25 protein-coding genes and 1 tRNA gene are annotated in these 22784 nt (G+C 59.0%); 5 read left to right on the forward strand and 21 right to left on the reverse strand.

The features are described 5' to 3' along the window. Positions 1-119 precede the first annotated feature (119 nt). A complete protein-coding gene (locus ACEVJK_RS02725; protein WP_374739914.1) occupies positions 120-1502 on the reverse strand; it encodes a VWA domain-containing protein in 1383 nt (460 codons plus the stop codon). 383 nt (positions 1503-1885) lie between these two features. Continuing rightward, positions 1886-1972, reverse strand: a tRNA-Leu gene (locus tag ACEVJK_RS02730). A gap of 320 nt (positions 1973-2292) precedes the next feature. Here ACEVJK_RS02730 and ACEVJK_RS02735 point away from each other — a divergent pair. Beyond that, a complete protein-coding gene (locus ACEVJK_RS02735) occupies positions 2293-2853 on the forward strand; it encodes a manganese efflux pump MntP family protein (RefSeq protein ID WP_374739915.1) in 561 nt (186 codons plus the stop codon). Positions 2854-2884: 31 nt separating this feature from the next. Here ACEVJK_RS02735 and ACEVJK_RS02740 read toward each other — a convergent pair whose 3' ends face one another. From ACEVJK_RS02740 to ACEVJK_RS02765, 6 genes are all read right to left on the reverse strand, one after another. Further along, the gene (locus tag ACEVJK_RS02740; protein ID WP_186853319.1) at positions 2885-3634 is read right to left on the reverse strand and encodes a GNAT family N-acetyltransferase; all 750 of its coding nucleotides are present in this window, start codon (positions 3632-3634) and stop codon (positions 2885-2887) included. Further along, a complete protein-coding gene (locus ACEVJK_RS02745) occupies positions 3627-5846 on the reverse strand; it encodes an ATP-dependent RecD-like DNA helicase (protein WP_374739916.1) in 2220 nt (739 codons plus the stop codon). The genes ACEVJK_RS02740 and ACEVJK_RS02745 overlap by 8 nt, the downstream gene beginning before the upstream one ends. A gap of 65 nt (positions 5847-5911) precedes the next feature. Further along, entirely contained in the window at positions 5912-6244 is a 333-nt protein-coding gene (locus ACEVJK_RS02750) for a hypothetical protein (RefSeq protein WP_147570881.1), read from the reverse strand. Between the two features lie 75 nt (positions 6245-6319). Next, positions 6320-6817: a small multi-drug export protein gene (locus ACEVJK_RS02755; RefSeq protein ID WP_147570882.1), complete on the reverse strand. Its 498-nt coding sequence runs from the start codon at positions 6815-6817 to the stop codon at positions 6320-6322. Between the two features lie 8 nt (positions 6818-6825). Further along, entirely contained in the window at positions 6826-7365 is a 540-nt protein-coding gene (locus ACEVJK_RS02760) for a GNAT family N-acetyltransferase (protein ID WP_147570883.1), read from the reverse strand. 5 nt (positions 7366-7370) lie between these two features. After that, the gene (locus ACEVJK_RS02765) at positions 7371-7595 is read right to left on the reverse strand and encodes a helix-turn-helix domain-containing protein (RefSeq protein WP_147570884.1); all 225 of its coding nucleotides are present in this window, start codon (positions 7593-7595) and stop codon (positions 7371-7373) included. 79 nt (positions 7596-7674) lie between these two features. On the opposite strand from ACEVJK_RS02765, the gene ACEVJK_RS02770 reads away from it, so the two are divergent. Next, positions 7675-7923, forward strand: coding sequence for a hypothetical protein (locus ACEVJK_RS02770; RefSeq protein WP_374739917.1), 249 nt, complete (start codon positions 7675-7677; stop codon positions 7921-7923). A gap of 401 nt (positions 7924-8324) precedes the next feature. On the opposite strand, the gene uvrA is transcribed toward ACEVJK_RS02770, so the two are convergent. The 11 genes from uvrA to pyrE form a co-directional block, all read right to left on the reverse strand. Further along, positions 8325-11150 carry an excinuclease ABC subunit UvrA gene (uvrA, locus tag ACEVJK_RS02775; protein ID WP_147570886.1) on the reverse strand — a complete coding sequence of 942 codons (2826 nt, stop codon included), beginning with the start codon at positions 11148-11150 and terminating at the stop codon, positions 8325-8327. 13 nt (positions 11151-11163) lie between these two features. Further along, a complete protein-coding gene (locus tag ACEVJK_RS02780; RefSeq protein WP_147570887.1) occupies positions 11164-12009 on the reverse strand; it encodes a DUF3788 family protein in 846 nt (281 codons plus the stop codon). Further along, positions 12006-12326, reverse strand: coding sequence for a TfoX/Sxy family protein (locus tag ACEVJK_RS02785; protein WP_147570888.1), 321 nt, complete (start codon positions 12324-12326; stop codon positions 12006-12008). The genes ACEVJK_RS02780 and ACEVJK_RS02785 overlap by 4 nt, the downstream gene beginning before the upstream one ends. 13 nt (positions 12327-12339) lie before the next feature. After that, the gene (gene ybaK / locus ACEVJK_RS02790) at positions 12340-12828 is read right to left on the reverse strand and encodes a Cys-tRNA(Pro) deacylase (protein WP_240286917.1); all 489 of its coding nucleotides are present in this window, start codon (positions 12826-12828) and stop codon (positions 12340-12342) included. Positions 12829-12846: 18 nt separating this feature from the next. Further along, entirely contained in the window at positions 12847-13590 is a 744-nt protein-coding gene (locus tag ACEVJK_RS02795; RefSeq protein ID WP_374739918.1) for a TraX family protein, read from the reverse strand. Beyond that, positions 13559-13765, reverse strand: a complete 207-nt coding sequence (locus tag ACEVJK_RS02800) for a hypothetical protein (protein ID WP_240286912.1) — start codon at positions 13763-13765, stop codon at positions 13559-13561. Before ACEVJK_RS02800 ends, ACEVJK_RS02795 begins: the two co-directional genes overlap by 32 nt. 134 nt (positions 13766-13899) lie before the next feature. Beyond that, positions 13900-14328 (reverse strand): hypothetical protein, encoded by a 429-nt coding sequence (locus tag ACEVJK_RS02805; RefSeq protein WP_262670441.1) that lies wholly within the window; start codon positions 14326-14328, stop codon positions 13900-13902. A gap of 2 nt (positions 14329-14330) precedes the next feature. Further along, positions 14331-16298: an excinuclease ABC subunit UvrB gene (gene uvrB, locus ACEVJK_RS02810; RefSeq protein ID WP_374739919.1), complete on the reverse strand. Its 1968-nt coding sequence runs from the start codon at positions 16296-16298 to the stop codon at positions 14331-14333. 115 nt (positions 16299-16413) lie between these two features. Then, positions 16414-17127, reverse strand: a complete 714-nt coding sequence (locus tag ACEVJK_RS02815) for a RadC family protein (RefSeq protein ID WP_374739920.1) — start codon at positions 17125-17127, stop codon at positions 16414-16416. Positions 17128-17132: 5 nt separating this feature from the next. Next, complete coding sequence (locus tag ACEVJK_RS02820; RefSeq protein ID WP_374739921.1) at positions 17133-17408, reverse strand: PF20097 family protein; 276 nt, start codon at positions 17406-17408, stop codon at positions 17133-17135. A 185-nt stretch (positions 17409-17593) separates the two neighbouring features. Beyond that, positions 17594-18268, reverse strand: a complete 675-nt coding sequence (gene pyrE, locus ACEVJK_RS02825) for an orotate phosphoribosyltransferase (RefSeq protein WP_374739922.1) — start codon at positions 18266-18268, stop codon at positions 17594-17596. Positions 18269-18496: 228 nt separating this feature from the next. On the opposite strand from pyrE, the gene ACEVJK_RS02830 reads away from it, so the two are divergent. The 3 genes from ACEVJK_RS02830 (at position 18497) to ACEVJK_RS02840 (ending at position 21443) form a co-directional block, all read left to right on the forward strand. Beyond that, positions 18497-19684, forward strand: coding sequence for a DUF4118 domain-containing protein (locus tag ACEVJK_RS02830; protein WP_186853309.1), 1188 nt, complete (start codon positions 18497-18499; stop codon positions 19682-19684). Continuing rightward, positions 19677-20384 (forward strand): response regulator transcription factor, encoded by a 708-nt coding sequence (locus ACEVJK_RS02835; protein WP_147570895.1) that lies wholly within the window; start codon positions 19677-19679, stop codon positions 20382-20384. The genes ACEVJK_RS02830 and ACEVJK_RS02835 overlap by 8 nt, the downstream gene beginning before the upstream one ends. A gap of 501 nt (positions 20385-20885) precedes the next feature. Continuing rightward, entirely contained in the window at positions 20886-21443 is a 558-nt protein-coding gene (locus ACEVJK_RS02840) for a hypothetical protein (RefSeq protein WP_147570896.1), read from the forward strand. A gap of 187 nt (positions 21444-21630) precedes the next feature. On the opposite strand, the gene ACEVJK_RS02845 is transcribed toward ACEVJK_RS02840, so the two are convergent. Continuing rightward, on the reverse strand, positions 21631-22347 hold the full coding sequence (locus ACEVJK_RS02845) for a sigma-70 family RNA polymerase sigma factor (RefSeq protein WP_147570897.1): 717 nt from the start codon (positions 22345-22347) through the stop codon (positions 21631-21633). Beyond that, positions 22344-22781 carry an anti-sigma F factor gene (spoIIAB, locus tag ACEVJK_RS02850; RefSeq protein WP_147570898.1) on the reverse strand — a complete coding sequence of 146 codons (438 nt, stop codon included), beginning with the start codon at positions 22779-22781 and terminating at the stop codon, positions 22344-22346. Before spoIIAB ends, ACEVJK_RS02845 begins: the two co-directional genes overlap by 4 nt. Between the last annotated feature and the right edge of the window lie 3 nt (positions 22782-22784).

A 22784-nucleotide genomic window follows, 5' to 3' on the forward strand; every position in this document is an offset into this window, starting at 1 on the left:
AAATGACGGCCTAAAAACCGAAAATCCGCTTGTTTCTCAAGCGGATCGACTGCATTTATTTAGATAGCTCCCTATGTACCACCGCTGTCTGGCGGTGGTCTGCTGGGCTGGCATCCGTTTTATAGAGTCAAAACGGACTCACAGCAGCGGTAGTCGCTGTCGATATTGTGGGCAATAAAGCGGGCTTTAAACTGACGCGGGCTGCACATCGTCTGGGTCGATCCGCCGGACACATCCAGGTCCTTGGGAACCACAAACTTGATGCACTTAACCAGTACATCCCGGCAGGAGGGGTAACTGTGGGCCGGGATGGTCACAGCCTTCGTCCCCCGCTGATACTCCGTACCGTTCTCATCTACCTCGGTAAGGATAACGGCCAAAGCGACCCGCTTTTGGGGGCAAACGTTTTTCACCGTCACATCCATCTGCAGAATCGTTCCCATAGACTCCAGATAGACATCCCCCGTATCTACTACTACGGCATCCGAACAGCTCTGGATCGTCAAATCTACCGGGAGAGGACATTCCTCCGGATTGACCACTACATCACATTCCACGGCCACAGCGGGCTCTGGGAAATCCACTACATTCCCCTCGGTATCGGAGTAGGTGATAGATTCATTGACCAACTTGGTGCCGGGATTCTGCCCCACATGGCGGACATAGAATTCCAGTGTGGCGCTCTCAGGAGCGGAAACACCCAATTCGGGGATGGTCCAGCGCAGAGAGGTGGAATTGAGCATGGTGGCGCTGCCCACCGTTGGATTCAGGATACTGGTGACCACAAAGTCATCCGTCACCTTCTCGTTGATCACAATATTGGTGGCTCCTGTCTTCGAAATATTGGCGGCTAGCTCCGCAAAGAGCTCCTCCAGGTCCGCTGTGTCAGGTGTGACGGCTACATGGGTCGCAGCCGGGTCGCTGGCCCAGTCGTTCAGCACTTCCACATCTACTCCGTCCGACCCGACCAGGCCAATGCAGTAGATGATGATGCCCTGCGCACGGGCCGCGGCGGCCACAGGAGCAGGAGGAGCTCCAGCCGTGGTATTGCCATCGGTGAACATGACAATGACCTTGGCGTTGCTGGAACTGGGATCAAATAGCGAGATGGCCTTCGTAAAGGCGTCGGCGTGGTTGGTGCTGCCGCCGGCCGACAGAGCGTCTACGGCGTTCTTCAGTGTTGCCACAGAGGTGATCAGCTGGGTGTCCTGCACGGCTGTGCTGGAAAAACTGACGATGCCGATGCGGCTGCCGGAGCCAATCTCTCCCGACGCCTGGCCCCCGGTGGACTCGGAGATGATATCGATAAACGTCTTGGCACCAGTTTTCATGCTGGCCAGCGGCTCGCCGGTCATGCTACCGGATCGGTCCAGCACCAGAGCGATGTCGGTGGGATTGGTGACGATATCAGGCGCGGCGGTAAGCGCCAGAGTGACCTTCAGGGACCCATCACAGTCGATGCGCTCCATATTGATCACCTTATTGGAATTGGTAATACCCATTGTTGTATTACTCCCTTCTGGGGGTTGCCCCATCACAGTCTATGTGACCGCGGTAGACCATGACACCATAGGGCGTCGCCGGTTTGTCCTATTTCAGAGCGCAGTTGCATACAGGGCGGCCCTCCTGAGGGAGACAGGGCAGCTCTATCAGCCTGCGTAATTTTATTCCCAAGGGTGGAACCGAGCAGAAACTGACGAGGCCAAAACGAAAAGGACAGTTAAAGCCGATATTTCTGCAAAATCAAAAAAACGCCGCAAAGCGGCGACACCAAATCGCAGCCCAGCGCAGCGGTTGTGATTTGGAAAGGAGGAGCAATAAAATGGGTGCGCTCTGACTTTTCATAAAAAAAGTCGGAGCAAACGATATGACGTTTGCTCCGACGTGGTGCGCGAGGCGGGAGTCGAACCCGCACGCCCTTGCGAGCACTGGCACCTGAAGCCAGCGAGTCTACCAATTCCACCACTCGCGCATCCGATTCAGTTGGCGCTGTACTGTTCAGCGCAAGGGTTATATTACCACAGCTGCTTCCATCTGTCAACACTTTTTCTTCATTTTTTTCAGTCATGGAAAGGAAGTCCAAAAAATAGGTTGACAAGGGACGGCCGGTCATGCTATGGTTAGATTCCAAGTAAGGGAGTAGTCGGCGCATGAGCGTGGCCCGGTCAACATACTGATGGGGATATTGCCCTTCTGGCCGGACCTGAAACGATGAGACTTGCCTGTTCCGCAACAGGCAGGTCTTTTTTTCTATGCTCGGCCTGTGCCGGTCTATCAGGGTAGGAGGTCAATATGAGTTTATTCGAGCTGTTCATTCTCGCCGTAGGCCTGTCTATGGACGCCTTTGCCGTTTCGGTGTGCAAAGGTCTGTCAGCAGATCATCTTCGCCCGGTCCATAATCTCACCTGCGGTCTCTATTTCGGAGGCTTTCAGGCCATGATGCCGCTGCTTGGCTGGCTGCTCGGCATCCAGTTCCAGGCCTTCATCTCCACAGTGGACCACTGGATCGCCTTTCTCCTTTTGTCCATCATCGGTATCAACATGGTGCGGGAGTCCCGTGAAGAGAGCGAGGACGTAGACTGCTCCTTCTCCTTCCGCTCCATGCTCCCTCTGGCGCTGGCGACCAGCATCGACGCGCTGGCGGTGGGGGTCACTTTCGCCTTTCTTCAGGTGGATATCCTGCCCGCCATCACCTTCATCGGTCTGACCACCTTTCTTCTGTCCGCTGCGGGGGTCCAGGTAGGCGCTCTCTTTGGCGCCCGCTTCCGCGGTAAGGCGGAACTGGCGGGGGGGCTGATCCTTATGCTCATGGGAATCAAAATACTCCTTGAGCATCTGGGCATCCTGGGGTAAATACCGCTGCTGATTGGCCAGCTTCGGGCTCTCACGGAACAGGAAGGCCCGGAGCCGGCCTTTCCATGTTTAAATAGGCCCGGTAGGCCCCGGCCAGACGATAGCCCAGTTTTTGGGCCAGATGGGCGGATCGCTTGTCATGGGCGTCCCAGCTGGGATATAGCCCCCGGTCCAAACAGTCCAAAATGAGCCGCGCCCCACAGGCGGTGGCCAGTCCTTTTCCCCGCTGGTCCGGCCGGGTATCGATCTCAATTTCAATCCCGTCCCGGTATACGGCGTAGGAGGAGGCTCCCGCTACCAGTTCCCCTCCGCACAGGACGGCCACCCCTATCCCCCGTGCCTCGTAATCCAGTCCGTCCTCAAATAGGGCGCACAGATCCCTGCTCCAATCCTCTTTCATGGCCTGTGTATAGAGAGCGCCGTCCATCGGCCGCAGTTCAAATCCCGTCGGCGGACCGGCATAGCCCTCCAGCTTGGCCCGGCAAAAGGAGCTTGGATCCTTCTCCGTGGCGTACCGGGTCCAGGGTATAATCTTCGCCCCCCAGACCTCCTCCAGCAGACAGGCCCATCCCTGGTCTCCGGGGACCAGGATAGACGCTTCCGCTTTCTGGGCAAGCGCCCTGTCCGGGCGGCCGGCGAAAAAGGCGAAATCCCCGATCAGGGCCGCCGCGGAGGCGGGCTCTTCCCCGCCTTCCACCAGCACCTGTCCCATACAGCCCTGGAGGCAGGACCACACCATGGTTTCCGGCCAGCCTTGAAAGAGCGCCGCCGCTTTATTCATTCCTTGTCCAGCTCCCTTCCGCCAACCGGGCCCTTAGGCCAGAGTACCGCCGGGTCTGGCGGTCATTGGCCACCATCTGGGCCACTGTCCCCTGGTCCCCTACAATGATAAACAGCTCCCTGGCGCGGGTAATCGCGGTATACAGCACGCCCCGGGTCATGAGCATAGGTGCCCCCTCCAGCGCAGCCAGGATGACCGCCCTGTACTCGCTGCCCTGGGCCTTGTGTACTGTCACAGCAAAGGCGGGCTCCAGCTCTCCCAGCATATCTGGAGTGTACTCTACCACCTTGCCGTCAAAGTCCACGGTGATGATCTCCCCCTGAATGGAGCGGATCACCCCGATGTCCCCGTTGAACATCCCCATGCCTGATGAGGTGCCCCCCTCCTCCCGCCAGAGGATATCGTAGTTGTTCCGCACCTGCATCACCTTGTCCCCGGCGCGGAATACCCAGTCACCGAACCTGCGCTCCCCCTTGTCCTCCCGGGGCGGGTTCAGGGCCTGCTGCAGCACCTGGTTCAGCGCCCGGGTCCCTGTGCCCCGCCGCCGGGTGGGCGACAGGACCTGGATCTGGTCGGCGGGAATCCCCATCCGCTCGGGCAGACGGCGGCGGCAGAGATCTACGATAGTGTCCAACACGCTCTGGGGGTCCCGACGGGACAGGAAAAAGAAGTCGCTGTCGTTGGCCCGCAAGTCAGGCAGTTCTCCTCTGTTGACCAGATGCGCGTTGCGGACAATGGCGCTCTGAGCGGCCTGGCGGAAGATCTCCGTCAGCCGGACAGTGGGCACCACCTTGCTTCGGATGAGATCGGCAAACAGGTTGCCAGGCCCCACCGAAGGCAGCTGGTCTGGATCGCCCACCAGCACCAGGCGGCAGTCCCCCTCAAGGGCATCCAGCAGGGCGGCCATCAGCGGCACGTCTACCATCGAGGTCTCATCCACGATGACAGCGTCTGCCTGGAGGGGTGCGTAGGAGTTTTTGGCAAAGACCAGCCGGCCGGAGTGGGGGTCAAAGCCCGTCTCCAGCAACCTGTGGATGGTAGACGCCTCTGTTCCGCACAGCTCACCCAGCCGCTTGGCCGCCCGTCCCGTAGGGGCCGCCAGGGCGGTCTCTAAGCCCATTCTGTCAAACAGGTCTAGTACGCCCCGCAGGCAGGTGGTCTTTCCCGTACCCGGCCCGCCGGTCAAAAGCATGACCTGCCGCTCCGCGGCCAGCTCCACAGCTTGGCGCTGCTGGGGGGCGTATGTGATGCGCTGCTCCCGCTGGATGCGGTCGATGAGCCTGTCCAGCCCATCGGGCGGAAGGAGCCGGCTGGCGCTCATCTCCCCCAAACGCTGGGCGATAAAGGCTTCCGCGTCGTGGAGGGCTGGAAGATAGACCGCTTCCTGTCCGGCGATACGCTCCAGCTCCGCCTCTCCCCGGTCCAGCAGGGTGGTCAGGCAGTCCTCCAGCATCTGGCAGGGCACCTCCAGCAGTACGCCCGTGGCCTCCACCAGCTTGCGCCGGGGCAGGAAGGTGTGCCCGTTGTTCAGGTTATTGTGGGCCATCTCAAAGAGGAGCCCGGCCTCCAGACGCAAGGGGTCCTCATGGCCCACCCCCAGGGCCAGAGCCAGGCCGTCCGCCTGGGAGAATTCCACCCGGAATTCCTCATTGACCAGCAGATAGGGGTTGGCCCGCACCACCTCCAGCGCCACGTCGCCGTAGGCCCGGTGAAGGAGGGCGGCCAGCTCCAGAGGGAGCTGATGCTCGGTCAAAAACTCCACCAGCCGGCGGGTGCCCATCTGCTGGCGGAATGCCTCTCCGATCTGGCGGGCCCGCCTGGGTGAGATGCCCCTTATTTTCGTGAGCTGGGCCGGGTCGTCCTCGATGACTGTCAGGGCCTCCTCCCCGAACTCCTCGATGACCAGCCGGGCGGTGGCCTTTCCGATACCCTTCACAGCCCCGGAGGACAGGTAATGGAAGATCTCCTTCAATCCCTGTGGCAGTCGGCGCTCCACTACCTGGGCCTTGAGCTGCACCCCATAGGTAGGGTGGCGGGTCCAGCGGCCCCGGACAGATAGGTATTCTCCGGGGGCCACACCGGGCATGGTGCCAACTACGGTGACCTCCTCATCCCGTACATCCAGCTTCAGGATGGTGTAGCCGTTGTCCTCGTTCTGGTAGATGACCACGGAAACGGTGCCCTCGACCAGCTCTAATTCCCGCTGTTCCATGGCGTCGTTTCCCTCCTTTGCATCTCCTGATATTGGATAGGGGCGGCCTCCGGCCGCCCCCTGGTTCAGCTCCTCGCTATGTAGTCCGGCAGGTCAGAGGCTGGCCACAGCACTACCCCAGGCCAGCGGGCCGTCAGCCGCAGGGCCAGCTCCCAGCCCTTGGGGGTCAGGCCAAGGTCAGCGATGATAATGGGGCAGTCCAGCAGTCCCAGTCCCCGGAGCCACATAAAAGCCCGCAGGGTCTGCTCCAGGTCCTCCCCCTCCCCCCGGCCGGGGATGAGCACCCGCACTCCCTGACCCGGCATAGGACGAAACAGGCGGCCAAAGAGCCACCAGGCCACAAAGGCCAGTCCCAACACACATACAGCCGCCAGCAGGGTATCCCATATCATCTCCACAGAGCAACACCTCCGGGCCATCCTATGCGGAAGGCGGGCCGCTGGTGTTTCCCCCCGACCCTTCTCTGCCGTCCGCTACATGGTGCCGGAGAATAGGTTGATCCCTACATGGGTCAGAGCCAGCATGATACACCCGGCGGTCAGCACGCCCATGACCACAGCGGGCAGGGCTTTCCTCAACCGCATCCCCAAAAAGGCGGCCGCCAGAGAGCCGGTCCAGGCCCCGGTACCGGGCAGGGGGATGGCCACAAAGATCCACAGTCCCAGATACTGGTATTTCTGGACCTTCTGCCCCTTCAGGTGGGCCTTCTTTTCCAGCTTGTCCACCAGGCCGTTAAGCCTTGGCATATACCTGCGCATTAGCTCAAAGATCCGGCGGATGTAGACGATGATAAAGGGGGCGGGGATAAGGTTGCCCAGGACCGCCGCCGGGAACGCCAGGTAATAGGGCAGGCCGAGAGCCACCCCGAAGGGCAGGCCGCCCCGCAGCTCGATGATGGGGACCATAGACACCAGCATGGTGAACAGGCATTTGCCCCCAGTGGTGTCGGTCAAGAACTGGAAAATATCCATGGAACACCTCATTGTTCGTCCGTTTTACAGTCCGCCATCACGGTGTCCCGCAGGCAGACCCAAAACGTCTCATATGTCCCCCTGTCCCAGGGGGTGGGATAGGTCATCACCGTCAGGGGATGACCTTTGAATTGGGGGCGGTAGGGCGGATGGACATGGAGAAAGGGATTCTCCCAGAAGCCAGCCCGCTGATAAAAGCCCTTTCGGCGGATGGAGAGTTCGTCCACCGGCGGATCGATCTCCAGCACCACGCTTTTGCCCCTGCTGTTCAACAGCTCCAGAGCCCTGGCTCCCAGCCCCTGGCCCCGGAGAGCCGGATCGGTAGCAAAGTGCTCCACATAGGAAAAGCCCTCCTCCTCCCAGTGCAGAAGAATCCCCACAAAGGTTTCTCCCTCCCAGATAACATCGAAGTGATATTCCGGATGGGACAACACTCGCTCCTGCTTCTCTCGTGTACGCTGTTCGTGGAGAGGAAAACTGATTGTATACAGGGCAAAGGCGCGGTCAAAGGCCGGATGGTCCGGGGAGGTAATCCGTTCAAAAGTCATTTGTCTTATTTCCTTTCCTCTGTACGTCCCAATAGATAGTCGGTGGTGACGCCAAAATAGTCGGCCAGAAAGATTAAAGTCGTGGATGGGAGGTTCACTTTGCCATACTCGATTCGTTGATAGTGTTGTACTGTACACTCCAGCATGTTGGCCATCTCTTGCTGGGTTTTATTTTGTTCCTGACGTAATGGCTGCAGCCGCTCCGCAATACCGGGCAAAATAATCTTCATTTCTCTCGTAACCCCTTGACATAACATTAAATGTTGTGTATAATAAAGGCAACTTTAAAAGTTGTCAGCAGGTGTTTATATGTCAGATCTCATGAAATGGATGTACGCCCATTATATCAAGTCCTACATTGAAAGCCAACCCAAGGATGATGGGGAAACCATGTGGTTTGATCTGTTGGAAAACGAACTGGGCCCCCTCCAACGGGAATCTCTGGAAGCGGTGACCACTTTTTTTGCCGTGCAGGGCTTTCGCCTCGGTCTCAAAACGGGGATGGCCCTGGCCGGGGACCTTGAGACCATCCCCCCGACGGCCGGAGGGGCCCACTAGCAGGCCGCCGCCTTCTCCGGCGTGCCAGCGCGGACGATGGTCCCCCCGCCGTCGCCCGCTCCCATCCCGGCGGGCCGGGATGGGGGCCCTTATCATTAAAATCCTCGGCGGAAGTAAATTCCGCCTCCGGAAATTCTCCGCCTTCGGCTCCGAATTTTTGGGGGCTCTGGCGGCGGCGTTATCTCAGCAGCTTTTTCAGATACTGCCCGGTATAGCTGACCGGACAGGCCGCCACTTCCTCCGGCGTGCCGGTACACACAATGGTCCCCCCGCCGTCGCCCGCTCCCATCCCGGCGGGCCGGGATGGGGGCCCTTATCATTAAAATCCTCGGCGGAAATGAATTCCGCCTCCGGAAATTCTCCGCCTTCGGCTCCGAATTTTGGGGGCTCTGGCGGCGGCGTTATCTCAGCAGCTTTTTCAGATACTGCCCGGTATAGCTGGCCGGACAGGCCGCCACCTCCTCCGGCGTGCCGGTACACACAATGGTCCCGCCGCCGTCGCCCCCTTCGGGGCCCAGGTCGATGATGTGGTCGGCTGTCTTAATGACATCCAGGTTGTGCTCGATGACCACCACCGTGTTCCCCCCCTCCACCAGCCGCTGGAGGACCTCGATCAGCTTGTGGACGTCGGCGGAGTGGAGGCCCGTTGTAGGCTCGTCCAGGATATAGATGGTCTTGCCTGTGGATCGCTTGGACAACTCAGTAGCCAGCTTGACCCGCTGGGCCTCGCCGCCGGACAGCTCGGTGGAGGGCTGGCCCAGCTTCACATAGCCCAGCCCCACTTCCTCCAGGGTTTTCAGGCGGTTATAGATGCGGGGCAGATTTTCAAAGAAGGGCAGGGCCTCATCCACCGTCATCTCCAGCACCTCGTAGATGTTCTTGCCCTTGTAGCGCACCTCCAGCGTCTCCCGGTTGTACCGCCTGCCCTTGCACACCTCGCAGGGGACATAGATATCGGGCAAAAAGTGCATCTCGATCTTGATGAGCCCGTCGCCGGTACAGGCCTCGCACCGGCCGCCCCTGGTGTTGAAGGAGAAGCGTCCAGGGCCATAGCCCCGGCTTTTGGCGTCGGGGGTGGAGGCAAACAGGTCCCGGATATCGTTGAACAGGCCGGTATAGGTGGCGGGGTTGGAGCGGGGCGTGCGGCCAATGGGGGACTGGTCGATGTTGATGACCTTGTCCAGAAACTCCTCCCCCTCGATGCGGTCGTGCTTCCCAGCTCTGGTCTTGGTCCGGTTCAAATCAGCTCCCAGCTTCTTAAACAGGATCTCGTTGACCAGGGAGGATTTGCCCGATCCGGATACCCCGGTAACACAGGTAAAGGTACCCAGGGGAAACTCCACATCCACGCCCCGCAGGTTGTTCTCCCTGGCCCCAAATATCTTCAAATACTTCCCATTCCCTCTCCGGCGCTGGGTGGGAACGGGGATTTTTTTGCGGCCGGACAGGTAGTCCCCGGTGATAGAGCCGGGGGTGTTCATGACCTCCTCCGGGGTGCCGGCGGCCACGATCTGGCCGCCATGAACTCCTGCGCCGGGACCCACGTCGATGATATAGTCCGCCTCCCGCATGGTGTCCTCGTCGTGCTCCACCACCAGCAGGGTGTTGCCCAGATCCCGCAGCTCCTTCAGGGTGGCAAGCAGCTTGTCGTTGTCCCGCTGGTGCAGACCGATGGAGGGCTCGTCCAGGATATACAGCACCCCCATGAGAGAGGAACCGATCTGGGTAGCCAGCCGGATCCGCTGGCTCTCGCCGCCGGACAGGGTCCCCGCCTCCCGGCTGAGGGTCAGGTACTGCAAGCCCACGGAGCGTAGAAAGCCCAGCCGGCTTTTGATTTCCTTGACGATCTGGGCGGCGATCATGGTCTGGGTGGGATTCAGCTCCAGCCGCTCCATGAAGTTCAGGGCGTCGCTGACGCTCTTGTGGCAGTAGCTGTCGATATCCAGCCCTCCCACGGTGACGGCCAGGGACTCCTTTTTCAGCCTGCGCCCCTGGCAGGTAGGGCAGGGGCACTGGGACATACACTCCTCCAGCTCCCGCTTCATACCGTCGGACTGGGTCTCCCGATAGCGGCGCTCCAGATTGGTGACGATGCCCTCAAAGGGCTGGTACAGGGTGCCCTGGCCCCTGGGCTGGTCATAGTGGAGGGTCAGCTTTTCCCCGCCCGTGCCGTAGAGGATAACGTCCAGCACCTCCTTCGGCAGGTCCTTGATGGGGGTGTTCAGCTTGAACTTATATTTCTTGGCCAATGCGTCAAAGTACATCCGGGAGATTCCGTCCGACTTGATGTTGTTCCAGCCAGAGGCGGTGATCCCCCCCTCGACGATGGATAGATTCTTGTTTGGCATGATGAGGTCCGGGTCGATCTTCATTTGGGAGCCCAGGCCCATACAGGTGGGACAGGCCCCAAAGGGATTGTTGAAGGAGAACATCCGGGGGGTGAGCTCCTCAATGGATATGCCGCAGTCCTCACAGGCGTAGTTCTGGGAGAACAGGATATCCCGGTCTTCCCCCACCACGTTGATGACCACCAGGCCCCCCGCCAGGTTGGAGGCGATCTCCACGCTGTCGGTAAGCCGGCGTGTGATATCCTCCCGAATGACCAGCCGGTCCACCACGATTTCAATATCGTGCTTCTTGTTTTTCTCCAGCTTGATCTCCTCGGACAGGTCATAGGTGATGCCATCCGCCCGGCAGCGGACATAGCCCGACTTTCGGGCGTCCTCAAAAACTTTGGCGTGCTCCCCCTTCTTTCCCCGGATCACAGGAGCCATGACCTGGATACGGGTGGCCTCCGGCAGGGCCAGCACCTGGTCGATAATCTGGTCTATGGTCTGCTGACGGATCTCCTTGCCGCAGATGGGGCAGTGAGGCGTGCCCACCCTGGCCCACAGCAGCCGGAGGTAGTCGTAGATCTCGGTCACCGTCCCCACGGTGGAGCGGGGATTCTTGCTTGTGGTCTTTTGGTCGATGGAAATAGCCGGGGACAGGCCGTCGATGTAGTCCACATCCGGCTTCTCCATCTGGCCCAGAAACATCCGGGCATAGGAGGATAGGGACTCTACATAGCGGCGCTGCCCTTCGGCGTAGATGGTGTCAAAAGCCAGGGAGGATTTACCCGACCCGGACAGGCCGGTGAGCACCACCAGCTTGTCCCTTGGGATGGACACGTCGATATTCTTCAGGTTGTTCACCCGTGCGCCTTTGACGGTAATATGAGTATGCATGATCTGGTTCTCCTTATTGTTTCCCTTTGGGCGGTCCGGCCTTCAGCAGGACCAGCCGTCGGACATCCTCCAGCTGCTCCTCCCGCTTCACATCCAGCACCAGCCACTTGCCGCCGTTGAACAGCGGGGTATTCTCAAACACGGTTTGAAAGGCCGGGGAAAAGGTGGGCAGCAGGGCGTTCAGTTCCTCCATCTGCTTTGCCCCCACCGTCACCAGGGCGGTAAACCAGCCCGCCCGGATGTAGCAGGCGCACAGGGCCCCGGATCCCTTTTTATACTTCACGTTCCAGCCACGATCCATGGAACACCCGCTGAACTCGATGGCGGGCTTCACCCCGTAAGTGTTCTCCATCCAGCTCTGGAGCCGGAAAAACAGTGGACTGCCTACCCAGCGGGCGATTTCATCCATGTTGGGCTGAATGTTCCGGGGAAATGCCGCATCCCAGGGAGTCGAAGGATCCAGTCTCATTTCCTCCGGTCGGGGCTCCCGGGCGAAGCGGACCAGGTCCTCCCGCACCGCCCCCCATTTCCGGTAGTTTTCCCGGCCCTGGCGCAGGGTCATGCCGCGGTTCTCATCGCTGGGGTCGTCCTCGCCGGGATCAAACAGGTCGTTCTCCCAGAAGCACACCGGACAGATATAGGCCAGGGCCTCCTCTTTGGGCACGGGGAAGGTAAGAAATCCGCAGCAGGGGCAGGGATAAATTCCCGCCGGCTCCTCTGGCTCCGGCTCAGGAGCCGGGCTCGGCCCGGACTCCTCCAGCACCGTCCAGCCCCCCTCCTCCGATTTTCCCAGCAGGAGAAACCCGTTTTCAGCGGTGGGGAGGTATTGGAATTTTTCCCTGTCTGCTTGCTCTCTCATGTCTGCTTCCTCCGTTTCCTGGGCGGTTGACTGTTTGGGGACACCAGCTCCGCCGCCCGGCGCAGGGTTTCCCCGTCGTCCGGGTCCAGGACATAGTGGGGCTTGGCCCCCTCATAGGGGGCGGCGGAGGGGCGGTCTCCCAGCAGCCCTTCCACACAGGGGAGCATCTTGACAAAGGGGGTGTCGTCGCACACCAGCAGCACAGGCCTGTCGTTGAGATACACCATATACTCTCCGAACATCTTGCGGGAGCGGACTTCCCCCGTTCCCTCCAGCTGTTCGCAGAGATAGGTAACAAATTCGGGGCTGGTAGACATAGTCTTCTCCTTTTCAAACAGTCAGATCGGCGGTCTCCGCCCCAACCAGCCCAATCAGGTCTGTGGGTGAAAGCTCCACCTGACAGCCGATTTTACCGGCGGACACGATAATGGTATCCAGAATCTCCGCTGTCTCATGGAACACCGTGGGGTACTGCTTCTTCATGCCGATGGGCGAGCAGCCCCCGTGGACATAGCCTGTCAGGGGGAGCAGCTCCTTCTGGTGGAGCATGGCGACGGACTTTTCCCCTACCGCCTTGGCCGCTTTTTTCAGGTCCAGGCTGTCGGCCACCGGGATGTCAAAGACATACAAGGCACCGGACGCCCCCCGGGCCACCAGCGTTTTGAACACACACTCCGGGTCCTGGCCCATGATCCCGGCCACCGTCACCCCGTCCACCGCCTCCCCCTCTTCGTGGGGATAGGTGTGGGGGGTATAGGGGATCTCTTTTTGGTCCAAGATCCGCATCACATTGGTTTTTTCATCCTTCTGCTTTGCCACGGGATCGCCTCATTTCTCTTACAGTATGTAGATCCACAGCACAGCCAGGATCAAAATATGGACGGGATAAAAGGCATAGCAGAAATATTGGAATCCCCGCCCGCCGGGCCCTCGCCGCCCGTTATACATCCAAATAGGGAGCAAGGCCAGCACGGCCAGCCCCTGCTGCGGGAAGGAGAACTCCAGTCCTCCCAGAGAGATTGGAAACTGCATCCCGCCCATCAGCACGCCGTTGATGATCCACAGCCCAGCCAGCTCCGCCAGCCAGCCAAAGGGCAGCTCCCGGCACACCCAGAACAGCAGCACCGTCAGCACCCCCAGACCGCCGTAGTCCACCATAGACAGCTGGCCCAGAACATAGCCCAGCCAGCAGGCCACTCCAAGGGTCAGATAGCGCCAGAGACCGCCTTTTTCCGCCCCAGCCCGGGCCAGACGCAGCATCAGCAGGGCCAGACAGAAGGTGAACAGCACGTTCTGATGGAAGGGATAGATCACATTCCCCCCGTACATCAGATTAAAGGGGATCTCGGAGATCAGGGCAAACAGAAAGATCCGCCCCAGATATCCTTTGAAATGATGGGTGCGGGCAAAGCCCTCCGCAATCTGGAAGGCAAAGATGGGAAAGGCCAGCCGGCCTATACTGGTCATCCACGCGGCCCCGGGAATCACTGTGGCCCACATATGGTCACACAGCATCAGCGCCATCGCCAATAGTTTCAAATGCAGGGAATTAAGGCATTTCAGCCGGTTGAGCACGGTCATTTTCTCTCTCCATATCACAGTAGTAGCGGTCCTCCCGCCATTTGGCGGGATTGGTGTCGATGTATTGCCAGATGCGTCGATAGTCCCGGTCGTTGCGGATGATGTGGTCGTAATAATCATCCTGCCACACTGGTTCATCCCACGCTACGGTGACAGAGCGTTTTAAATAACGCACCAGCATCGGCCCCTACGGCAGTCCCAAGTGTATGCCTCTTTCCGCAGGTGCAAATCGTGATGAAATAATACCCCGGTCGGCCATAGTCGCAATCGGTCAGGCGGTTTTGTTTGCGCCTGGGCATGACCATTGGCTCATCCCCTCAAACATTCACGCAGGCCGTCCAAAAAGGGTCCCAGGGCGGTCTGATCCCCTGTGAATTCAAATTTGAGGCTTTGGATCCCATACACACCAAACAGCGTACCGCTGACCTGAACATGGCCCATGCGGTCCAGATCGAAGCACAGCCTGCCTCCGTAGGAAACATCTTTGATCTCAGCGTGTTTCCCCTGGAGATGATTCATCTCATCCAGTTGACCCACAAAGTTCCTGACCTCTTCGATCCCGCACATCCAAGAGCCGGTGCCGACATATTCTTCCTCGCTCTCTCCGTAATTGTCCTCGCCATTGGAGCACACACGAACCTTGAACTCGGTGCCGTAGGGATCGTTACTTTCCCGGTCATTACACCAAAAATCGAATATCTCCACACAGTTTCTACCCATAGAAAATTTTGCGCTCACGGTTATTTCCCCCGCAGTTCAATGATCTGGTCCCGCAGGGCGGCCGCCAGCTCGAACTCCAGCATCTTGGCAGCCTCGCGCATCTCTTTTTCCAGACGGGCGATCCGCTCTGCCTTCTGCTGTTTAGTGAGGCCCTGGACCTCGCCCTTCTTCTCCGGGGTATCCTCCCCTTCGGCAGAGATATCCAGCAGAGCCCGCACCGATTTGATGACTGTCTTGGGTACGATGCCGTGGGCCTTGTTGAAGGCGTCCTGCTTCTCCCGCCTCCGCTCCGTCTCATCCATGGCCCGGCGCATGGAGGGTGTGATGGTGTCGGCGTACATGATGACCATGCCCTCGGCGTTTCGGGCCGCCCGGCCGATGGTCTGGATGAGGGAAGTCTCGCTTCGGAGAAATCCCTCCTTGTCCGCGTCCAGAATGGCCACTAAGGACACCTCAGGCAGATCCAGCCCCTCCCGCAGCAGGTTGATCCCCACCAGCACATGGAAGGCACCCAGGCGCAGATCCCGGATAATTTCCATGCGCTCCATGGCATCGATGTCGTGGTGCATATAGCGCACCTTGATCCCCGCCCCCTGGAGATAGGCGGTCAGATCCTCCGCCATCCTTTTGGTCAGGGTGGTGACCAGCACCCGCTCGTTCCTGGCGGTACGCTGGTTTATCTCGCCGATCAAGTCGTCGATCTGGCCCTCTACGGGACGGATCTCAATACGGGGATCCAGCAGACCGGTGGGCCGGATGACCTGCTCCACAATCTGTCCGGAGCGGGTGCGCTCGTACTCCCCAGGGGTAGCGGATACATAGACCACCTGGTTGACCCGCTGCTCAAACTCCGGAAATTTCAGCGGCCGGTTGTCAAAGGCGCAGGGCAGGCGGAAGCCGTAGTCCACCAAGGTGGTCTTGCGGGCCCGGTCCCCATTGTACATGGCCCGCACCTGGGGCAGGGTGACATGGCTCTCGTCGATAAACAGAACGAAGTCTTTTGGGAAATAGTCCAGCAGGGTATGGGGAGGCGAGCCGACGGGGCGGCCTTCAATCACCCGTGAGTAATTCTCAATGCCTGAGCAGTAGCCCAGCTCCTGCATCATCTCCACGTCGTACATGGTGCGCTGCTTGACGCGCTGGGCCTCAATGAGCTTGTTCTCCGATTCGAAGAAAGCCACCCGCTCCTCCAACTCCTTGTAGATCTCCTGGATAGCGGCGTCCATCTTCTCCTTGGGAGTGACATAGTGGGTGGCAGGCCAGATAGGGATATTGGTCAGCCGACGGATGGGGGTGCCGGTGACCACATTGATCTCGCTGATGCGGTCGATCTCGTCCCCGAAAAACTCCACCCGGATGGCCGTGTCCTTCCAGTAGGCTGGCCAGATCTCCACCGTGTCTCCCCGGACACGGAACATATTGCGTTCAAAGGCGATGTCGTTGCGCTCGTAGCGGATGGCCACCAGCTTTTTCAGCATCTCGTCCCGCTCCATCTGGGCGCCCACCCGGAGGGAAACCATCATCTTCTCAAAATCCTCCGGCTCGCCCAGGCCGTAGATGCAGGACACCGAGGATACCACGATCACGTCCCGCCGCTCCAGCAGGGAGGCGGTGGCGGACAGGCGGAGACGGTCGATCTCTTCATTAATGGCGGAGTCCTTTTCGATAAAGGTATCCGTATGGGGGATATAGGCCTCCGGCTGGTAGTAGTCGTAGTAGGACACGAAGTATTCCACCGCGTTGTTGGGGAAAAATTCCTTAAACTCGGCGCACAGTTGGGCGGCCAGAGTCTTGTTATGGGCCAGTACCAAGGTGGGACGCTGGACCTTCTCGATGATCTTGGCCATGGTGAAGGTCTTGCCCGAGCCGGTCACTCCCAGCAGGGTCTGCTCGTCCAGCCCCATCTCGATCCCCCGGGCCAGAGCCTGAATGGCCTCCGGCTGGTCGCCGCTGGGGGTATATTCTGAAACCACTTCAAATTTGGGCATTCCCTTCACCTCGCCAGTAGTCTATACAGATTACTCCTCATTATATCAGAACATTTGTTCCAACACAAGAGTTTTTCGCTCCTCCCACCGTTTTTGCAGGGGGAGGAGCGGGTACTTATAACAGCTGATACATGGGACGGCCCTGCCGGCGCTCTGTCTCCATCAGGGACACCACGTCCCCGTCCACGAAGATCAGATGGTCCTCCAGCGTCACCCCAGCGGGCAGCAGGGCGCTGCGGATGACATCAGTGGCCTGCCAGTCGGCGTCGGAGGGAAGGGCCAGATTGCTGATGTGGTTATGGGCCAGATACAGCCTGGAGGCACGCAGACCCACCGCCTCCTCCAAAATACGCCGGATATTGATGTCACAGGCAGAGATGCTGCCCTCTGACACCAGTCGGACACCCAGGGCCTTTCGCTTGCTGTCCAGGAAGAGGCCATAGACCATCTCGTTTCTGGCTCCAAAAAAATAGGGACCCAGGAGCTCCTCAGCCTGGTGGATGCTGTTGATAATCTTTCCCAGGTCGCTCCTGTCCATCTGGTAGCGCCTGCCCAGAGCGGGGATAAGCCGCAGCAGAAGCGCGGTGTGCTCCCCCACCCCCAGCACCTTTGTCAGCTCGTCCACCGAGGCGTCCAACACCCCGGCCAGAGAGCCAAAGCGGTCGATCAGGTCGTGGGCGGTGGCGTTCACATCCCCCTGGGGAATGGCGTAAAACAACAGCAGCTCCAGCACCCTGTGGTCCGGCCAGCCCTCCAACCCACGGGTCAGAAATTCTGTTTTCATCCGCTGCCGGTGGCCGGCATGGCGGTGCTTTCCTTGTTCTGCCATGGGACCTATTCCTTTCCCTCAGTACCTTGCCCCTCAGCCTGGGACATCAGCTCCTCATAGTCTACCAGCATTTTTTTACATATCCCGCACCAGAACGCACTTGGCCGCTGTGCCCACACAGCGCCAAAGGACTCCGGAGGCAGCAAAATGGCGTGCTTTTTCTTCAGGACAGCCTTGGTCCAGAGCTTGGGAGGCACCTCCCCGGCCGGTAGAATATAGCTGTCTCCCCTGTCGTGGAACGTCCCTTCCAGCATTGATCCGCCACAGTATGGACAGTTCATTCCAGCACCTCCAATCAAAGGCTCTCTCAGCCCTTGGCTCCGTACTCTGCCAGGTACGCCTCCATTCAAAATGCGGGTTTTCTCCTGCGGGAAAAACATATGCGCTTCGCACACCGCATTTTCAGGGGGGACCAGTTACCCCCTGATGCCCCCCATGCTCTCCAAGGGAACGGGGGGTTATGGGTTTATGCTTTGGCCCCGTACTCCGCCAGGTAGGCTTCCATTTTAGCCTTCATCTCGTCGTCAATATAGACTTTGCCATCCACAGGGTTATTATGGAGGAAGGCGATGACCTCCCGGACGGTAACGATGGGGTAAACCTGGATACCATAGTCCTGGCGCAGCTCATCCAGGGTGGAGCAGTCCCGGGTGCCCCGCTCCATCCGGTCCACCGACACGAACAGGGCCTTCATGTTGACCTTGGCCACATGCTTAAACAGCGCGATAGACTCCCGGACGGCGGTGCCAGCGGTGACCACGTCCTCAATAATGGCCACATCATCTCCGTCCTGTGGCTTGTAGCCCACCATGGAACCACCCTCGCCGTGGTCCTTGGCCTCCTTGCGGTTGAAGCAGTAAGGCAGGTCCCGGTCATAGTTCCGGTACAGAGAGGCCGCGGCGGACACCGCCAGAGGGATCCCCTTGTAGGCGGGGCCGAACAGGCAGGTAATTCCCTCCGGCATATGCTCCTGAATGCAGGCGGCGTAGTAGTCTCCCAGCTTGGCCGCCTGGGCCCCGGTCTTGTAGTTCCCGGTGTTGACGAAATAAGGGGTCTTCCGTCCGGACTTCGTGGTAAAATCCCCAAAGGTAAGCACGCCGGAGCGCACCATAAATGTGATAAATTCCTCTTTGTACGTCATCGTTTCGACCTCTTTTCTCCAGTTTGCCCGGCACAGGCCGGAAATCGTATTATTATATCATTTTTCCTCCCCAGATACAAGAAATCGCCGTCTTTTTTCATCCGGATTTTTCTTCGGCTTTTTTACAGTGTCTGTACTTTACGGTTCGGGCCAGGTTTGATATAATATTTTTGCCCAATGCCTCCGCTCCTCTGTGGCGGCAGGGTCCCGGAAGGAGAGAGAATAGATATGTCCGCCCTGACGCAGCGATGCAAAGCCCTCTTTGGCTATATGGACCAGTTGGTCCACCGAATACCTTCGGTCCCCCGGGATATCCTAACCACTGCTCTTCTGCTGTACGCCGCCTACTGGACCAGCGGCATTCTGATCTCCCACACCGGCGGGGAAAACAATTCCGCCCTGGTATTCGTGTTGGCAGTGGTGTGCATCTCCTTTTTTACCACCGGCTATGCCTATGGGATCACCGCCTCCATCATAGGGACCTTCTGCATCAACTACTTTTTTATGGTCCCCTATTCCGCCTTTTCCTTGAGCCATACGGGTTACCCGGTTGCCATGCTGTCCATGGTGGCTATCTCCTGTATCGTGTGCGCCCTTACTTCCCGGGTCAAGCAGCAGGCCATTGAGGCTGTCCGCCGGGAAAAGAACACCAAGACCCTCTATGAGATGAATGAAAAGCTCAACGCAGAAAAAGCGGCCATCCAGTTACAGTCCGCCAGGGAGACGATCCGGGGCAACATCCTCCGGGCCGTGTCCCATGATCTGCGCACCCCTCTGACCGCCATCTCCGGCGCCGCCTCTGTCCTTCTGTCCAGCGAGGACATCCTCCGGTCAGAAAAAAACGCCTCCCTTGCCAACGATATCAAGGCAGACGCTGATGCTCTGATCGTCATGGTGGAAAATCTGCTGTCCGTCACCCGAATTCAAGACGGCACCATACCCCTGAAAAAGCGGGAGGAGATGCTGGAGGAGGTGGCGGGGGACGCCATTCTGACCACCCGGCGCCGGTTCCCCAACTGTCATGTGGATCTGGAGCTGTCCGAGGATATCTTATACCTACCTATGGAGCCCATGCTCATCAAGCAGGTGATGGTCAACCTGCTGGAGAACGCGGTCCGCCACTCCGGCAGCCAGTCCGGCATCCTGCTCAATCTGTTCCGTCAGGACGAGTGGGCAGTGGTGGAGGTCCGGGACCACGGCAAAGGACTGCCCCCGGAGGTGTGTCAGGCCGTCCAGTCTGGCCGGCCTCTGTCCCGAGATCTGAACGGGGATTCCACCCGCGGGATGGGCATTGGTCTATCTGTCTGTCAAAGCATCATCAAGGCCCACAACGGCTTTTTTGCCGCGGGCAATGCCCCGGAGGGCGGAGCGGTGATCCGCTTCGGCCTCCCCATGAAGGAGTCTGACCATGAATGAAAAACGACTGATCCTGGTCATCGAGGACGAGCACGCCATCAGCAACTTTATCTGCCGCGCGCTGGCCGCCAATGACTATAAGGCCATCCCCGCCTCCAGCGGCAAGGAGGGGCTTTCCCTGTTCTTCTCCCACAGCCCCGACCTGGTCCTGCTGGACCTGGGACTGCCCGATATGGACGGGCTGGAGGTGCTGGAACAGCTCAGCGACCTGCCCCGAGAGGTCCCTGTCATCATCATCTCCGCCCGTGACCGCGAGTCGGAGAAGGTTCGCGCTCTGGACATGGGGGCGGATGATTATGTGGTAAAGCCCTTCGGCGTGTCCGAGCTGCTGGCCCGTATCCGCACCACGCTCCGCCGGGCGGATCGTTTGAAGATGTCCCAGGGCGCCCAGAGGGACGTGTATCAGGTCCAGGACCTTGTGGTGGATATCACGAAGCACCAGGTGCTGTTAGCAGGAGAGCAGATCCACTTCACCCAAAATGAATTCAAGATTTTGGAGCTGCTGTGCATCCACGCCGGGAAGGTGCTCACCTACGATTTTATTTTGGAGCACGTCTGGGGGCCCTACGGCGGCAACAATAACAATCAGATTCTGCGGGTCAACATGGCCAATATCCGCCGAAAGCTAAAGGAGGATCCCTCCAAGCCCAAATATATCCACACCGAGCTTGGCATTGGCTACCGTATGCTGGAGGATTGACCCCACCAGCAGAGCAGGCAGACCTTAGAGCAGCCCCGGAGCGGGTCTCTCCCTCCGGAGCTGTTTTTGTCCCCCGACGGTGATTAACGGTTTCTTTACATCTTCCTTTCTTTCATTTACACCCATTTCACTCCCCCGATGCTATAATACAGGTAGGAGCTATTCCCACGCGAAGGCAGACAGTGAATACTTCTCTGCCCGCATCATCCGGGTTTCCTCACTTTTCCCGGACCCTTTCTCTCTCCGGCTGACGCCCCTTTCTCTCTCCCGAAAGCGGTCTGTCAGCCAGCACACACGGACAGCCGCTTCCGCCAAAGCCGGCTGTCTACCTAATATTGGGCCCCCGGTTTCACAGTATGGGACCGGGGTTTTTTTATTGCCGGAGAGGCGTAAATGCCTCCTTGTCAACTTTTTAATCTGGACCTCCTTTTCGTTAACACCCATTTAATTTCTTCTCTGCTATAATCAGGATACAAACAACACAAGGAGGCAATGTACATCATGGACACCCGTTTGAAAAACATCCTCTGGGAAGGAGAAGAAGTCCGCTGGTCTGGCCGCCCCAAGCCCTTCTCCCTGTTCGATCACGACAGCAAAAATTCGATTCTGCTCACCTGGATCGTTTCCGCCCTGGTTCTGGCAGCAGTCATTGTTCTGATGGTCTTCAGCTCTATTACTGGCACCCGCTCCTTCACCGATGTCCTTATTATGGCCATCGTAGCCCTGTTTCTACCTGTGGCCCTCTCCGCTCGGCCCTTCATGGATAAAAAGTGCCTGGAAAAGAACACGCTCTATGCCATCACCAATTTCCGCATCATCGCCTTGGTCAAGGGTGAGGTGATGTACCTCCCCCTGGTCAAAGGGATCAAGACCGCCGTTCAATCCCACGAAGATGGCTTCGGCAGTCTTCGCTTCGGTGAGCTGGTCGGCAAGCCCGCCAAGAAAAGCCGTGACCACGCCGTGATTGGCATGCGAAATGTAGACAGCAGAGAAGATATGGCCGGTCTGATGTTCTATCACATCGATCAGCCCGGCCAGCTGCTTCGTTATCTAGCTTGATGTCCGGCGCTCCCCTCTCCCACTTTGCCGGACAATTCTTCCCTTATTTGGCCTTGGGATGATCTTCTTCTCTCCTTTTCATCCCCTATCCGGCCAAACCCTTTTGGACAGTCCCTCCTCTCCCTGGGACTGTCCTCTCTTTTTCAAAAAATGACCCAGGCCTTTGGGCCTGGGTCATTTTTCCTTTTTATGGGACCAATTCCTGACGTAGGCGGTCCAGCGCCCGACGCTCCAACCGGGATACCTGGACCTGAGACACGCCCAACACCCGCGCCGTCTGAACCTGGGTCATTCCTCGGTAGTACCGCAGCAGCAGCACCTGCTGTTCCCGCTCCGGCAGGGTGGAAAGGGCGGTGCGGAGTGTGAGCCGCTCCACCAGCCCTTCCTCTTCGCCTCCGGCAGTAAGCAGGCCCTCCAGGGTCAATCCCCCATCTCCGGTTTCCGCCTGAAGGGAGATAACAGGTTCCGCCGCGGTCTCCGCCGAGGCAATCTCCTCCGGAGACAACCCGGTGTCCTGGGCCAATTCAGACAGGGTTGGCTCCCGGCCCAGTTGGGTGGAAAGCTTACTCCTGGCATTCCGGACTGACATCCCCCGCTCCTTCAGCCCCCGACTCACCTTCACCGGCCCGTCATCCCGGAGGAATCTCCGGATCTCTCCGGCAATCTTGGGGACCGCGTAGGTAGAAAACTGAGTGCCATAGGACTGGTCAAAGCCGCGGACCGCCTTCAGAAAGCCCAGGCACCCCAACTGATACAGGTCGTCCGGCTCCACACCTCGGCCGTAATACCGCCGAACTACGCTCCAGATCAGACCGTTGTTCTCCTCCAGCACCTGTTCACAGGCCCGGCTGTCCCCATTTCGGGCCGCTTCCAGCAGATCCAGGTCGGAGAGAGTGCCGCTCACCGCCCAGCCCGGCGGGCGATCTTCCGCCGCATGGTCACAGTGGTCCCCTTACCGGGGGCAGAGCGGACCTTCAGCGTGTCCATAAAGCTCTCCATAATGGTGAAGCCCATTCCGGACCGCTCCTCGTTCCCTGTGGTAAACAGTGGTGTCCTGGCCTGGTCCACATCAGCAATCCCCACTCCCCAGTCCCGGATGACGATTTCCAAGCTGTGATCCTCCCGCAGACGCAGCTTCATGGCGATTTTGCCAATGGTGTCTGGATAGGCGTGGACGATGGCGTTGGTCACCGCCTCGCTGACCGCGGTCTTCACGTCGTTGACCTCCTCCAGCGTGGGGTCAAGCTGGGCGGCGAAGCAGGCCGCCGCCGCCCGCGCGAAGCCCTCGTTGGCGGAGCGGCTGGGAAATTCCAGATTCACATGATTTTCAATTTTCATATT

Source organism: Flintibacter sp. P01028, assembly GCF_041925235.1.
In the GTDB taxonomy this organism is placed as follows: domain Bacteria; phylum Bacillota; class Clostridia; order Oscillospirales; family Oscillospiraceae; genus Lawsonibacter; species Lawsonibacter aceti.

What these genes read in the sequence shown, in the direction of transcription:
- ACEVJK_RS02725 (WP_374739914.1), bottom strand. Translation starts at nt 1,502, where the DNA reads ATGGGTATTACCAATTCCAATAAGGTGATCAATATGGAGCGCATCGAC.
- ACEVJK_RS02735 (WP_374739915.1), top strand. Translation starts at nt 2,293, where the DNA reads ATGAGTTTATTCGAGCTGTTCATTCTCGCCGTAGGCCTGTCTATGGAC.
- ACEVJK_RS02740 (WP_186853319.1), bottom strand. Translation starts at nt 3,634, where the DNA reads ATGAATAAAGCGGCGGCGCTCTTTCAAGGCTGGCCGGAAACCATGGTG.
- ACEVJK_RS02745 (WP_374739916.1), bottom strand. Translation starts at nt 5,846, where the DNA reads ATGGAACAGCGGGAATTAGAGCTGGTCGAGGGCACCGTTTCCGTGGTC.
- ACEVJK_RS02755 (WP_147570882.1), bottom strand. Translation starts at nt 6,817, where the DNA reads ATGGATATTTTCCAGTTCTTGACCGACACCACTGGGGGCAAATGCCTG.
- ACEVJK_RS02760 (WP_147570883.1), bottom strand. Translation starts at nt 7,365, where the DNA reads ATGACTTTTGAACGGATTACCTCCCCGGACCATCCGGCCTTTGACCGC.
- ACEVJK_RS02765 (WP_147570884.1), bottom strand. Translation starts at nt 7,595, where the DNA reads ATGAAGATTATTTTGCCCGGTATTGCGGAGCGGCTGCAGCCATTACGT.
- ACEVJK_RS02770 (WP_374739917.1), top strand. Translation starts at nt 7,675, where the DNA reads ATGTCAGATCTCATGAAATGGATGTACGCCCATTATATCAAGTCCTAC.
- uvrA (WP_147570886.1), bottom strand. Translation starts at nt 11,150, where the DNA reads ATGCATACTCATATTACCGTCAAAGGCGCACGGGTGAACAACCTGAAG.
- ACEVJK_RS02780 (WP_147570887.1), bottom strand. Translation starts at nt 12,009, where the DNA reads ATGAGAGAGCAAGCAGACAGGGAAAAATTCCAATACCTCCCCACCGCT.
- ACEVJK_RS02785 (WP_147570888.1), bottom strand. Translation starts at nt 12,326, where the DNA reads ATGTCTACCAGCCCCGAATTTGTTACCTATCTCTGCGAACAGCTGGAG.
- ACEVJK_RS02795 (WP_374739918.1), bottom strand. Translation starts at nt 13,590, where the DNA reads ATGACCGTGCTCAACCGGCTGAAATGCCTTAATTCCCTGCATTTGAAA.
- uvrB (WP_374739919.1), bottom strand. Translation starts at nt 16,298, where the DNA reads ATGCCCAAATTTGAAGTGGTTTCAGAATATACCCCCAGCGGCGACCAG.
- ACEVJK_RS02815 (WP_374739920.1), bottom strand. Translation starts at nt 17,127, where the DNA reads ATGGCAGAACAAGGAAAGCACCGCCATGCCGGCCACCGGCAGCGGATG.
- ACEVJK_RS02820 (WP_374739921.1), bottom strand. Translation starts at nt 17,408, where the DNA reads ATGAACTGTCCATACTGTGGCGGATCAATGCTGGAAGGGACGTTCCAC.
- pyrE (WP_374739922.1), bottom strand. Translation starts at nt 18,268, where the DNA reads ATGACGTACAAAGAGGAATTTATCACATTTATGGTGCGCTCCGGCGTG.
- ACEVJK_RS02830 (WP_186853309.1), top strand. Translation starts at nt 18,497, where the DNA reads ATGTCCGCCCTGACGCAGCGATGCAAAGCCCTCTTTGGCTATATGGAC.
- ACEVJK_RS02835 (WP_147570895.1), top strand. Translation starts at nt 19,677, where the DNA reads ATGAATGAAAAACGACTGATCCTGGTCATCGAGGACGAGCACGCCATC.
- ACEVJK_RS02840 (WP_147570896.1), top strand. Translation starts at nt 20,886, where the DNA reads ATGGACACCCGTTTGAAAAACATCCTCTGGGAAGGAGAAGAAGTCCGC.
- spoIIAB (WP_147570898.1), bottom strand. Translation starts at nt 22,781, where the DNA reads ATGAAAATTGAAAATCATGTGAATCTGGAATTTCCCAGCCGCTCCGCC.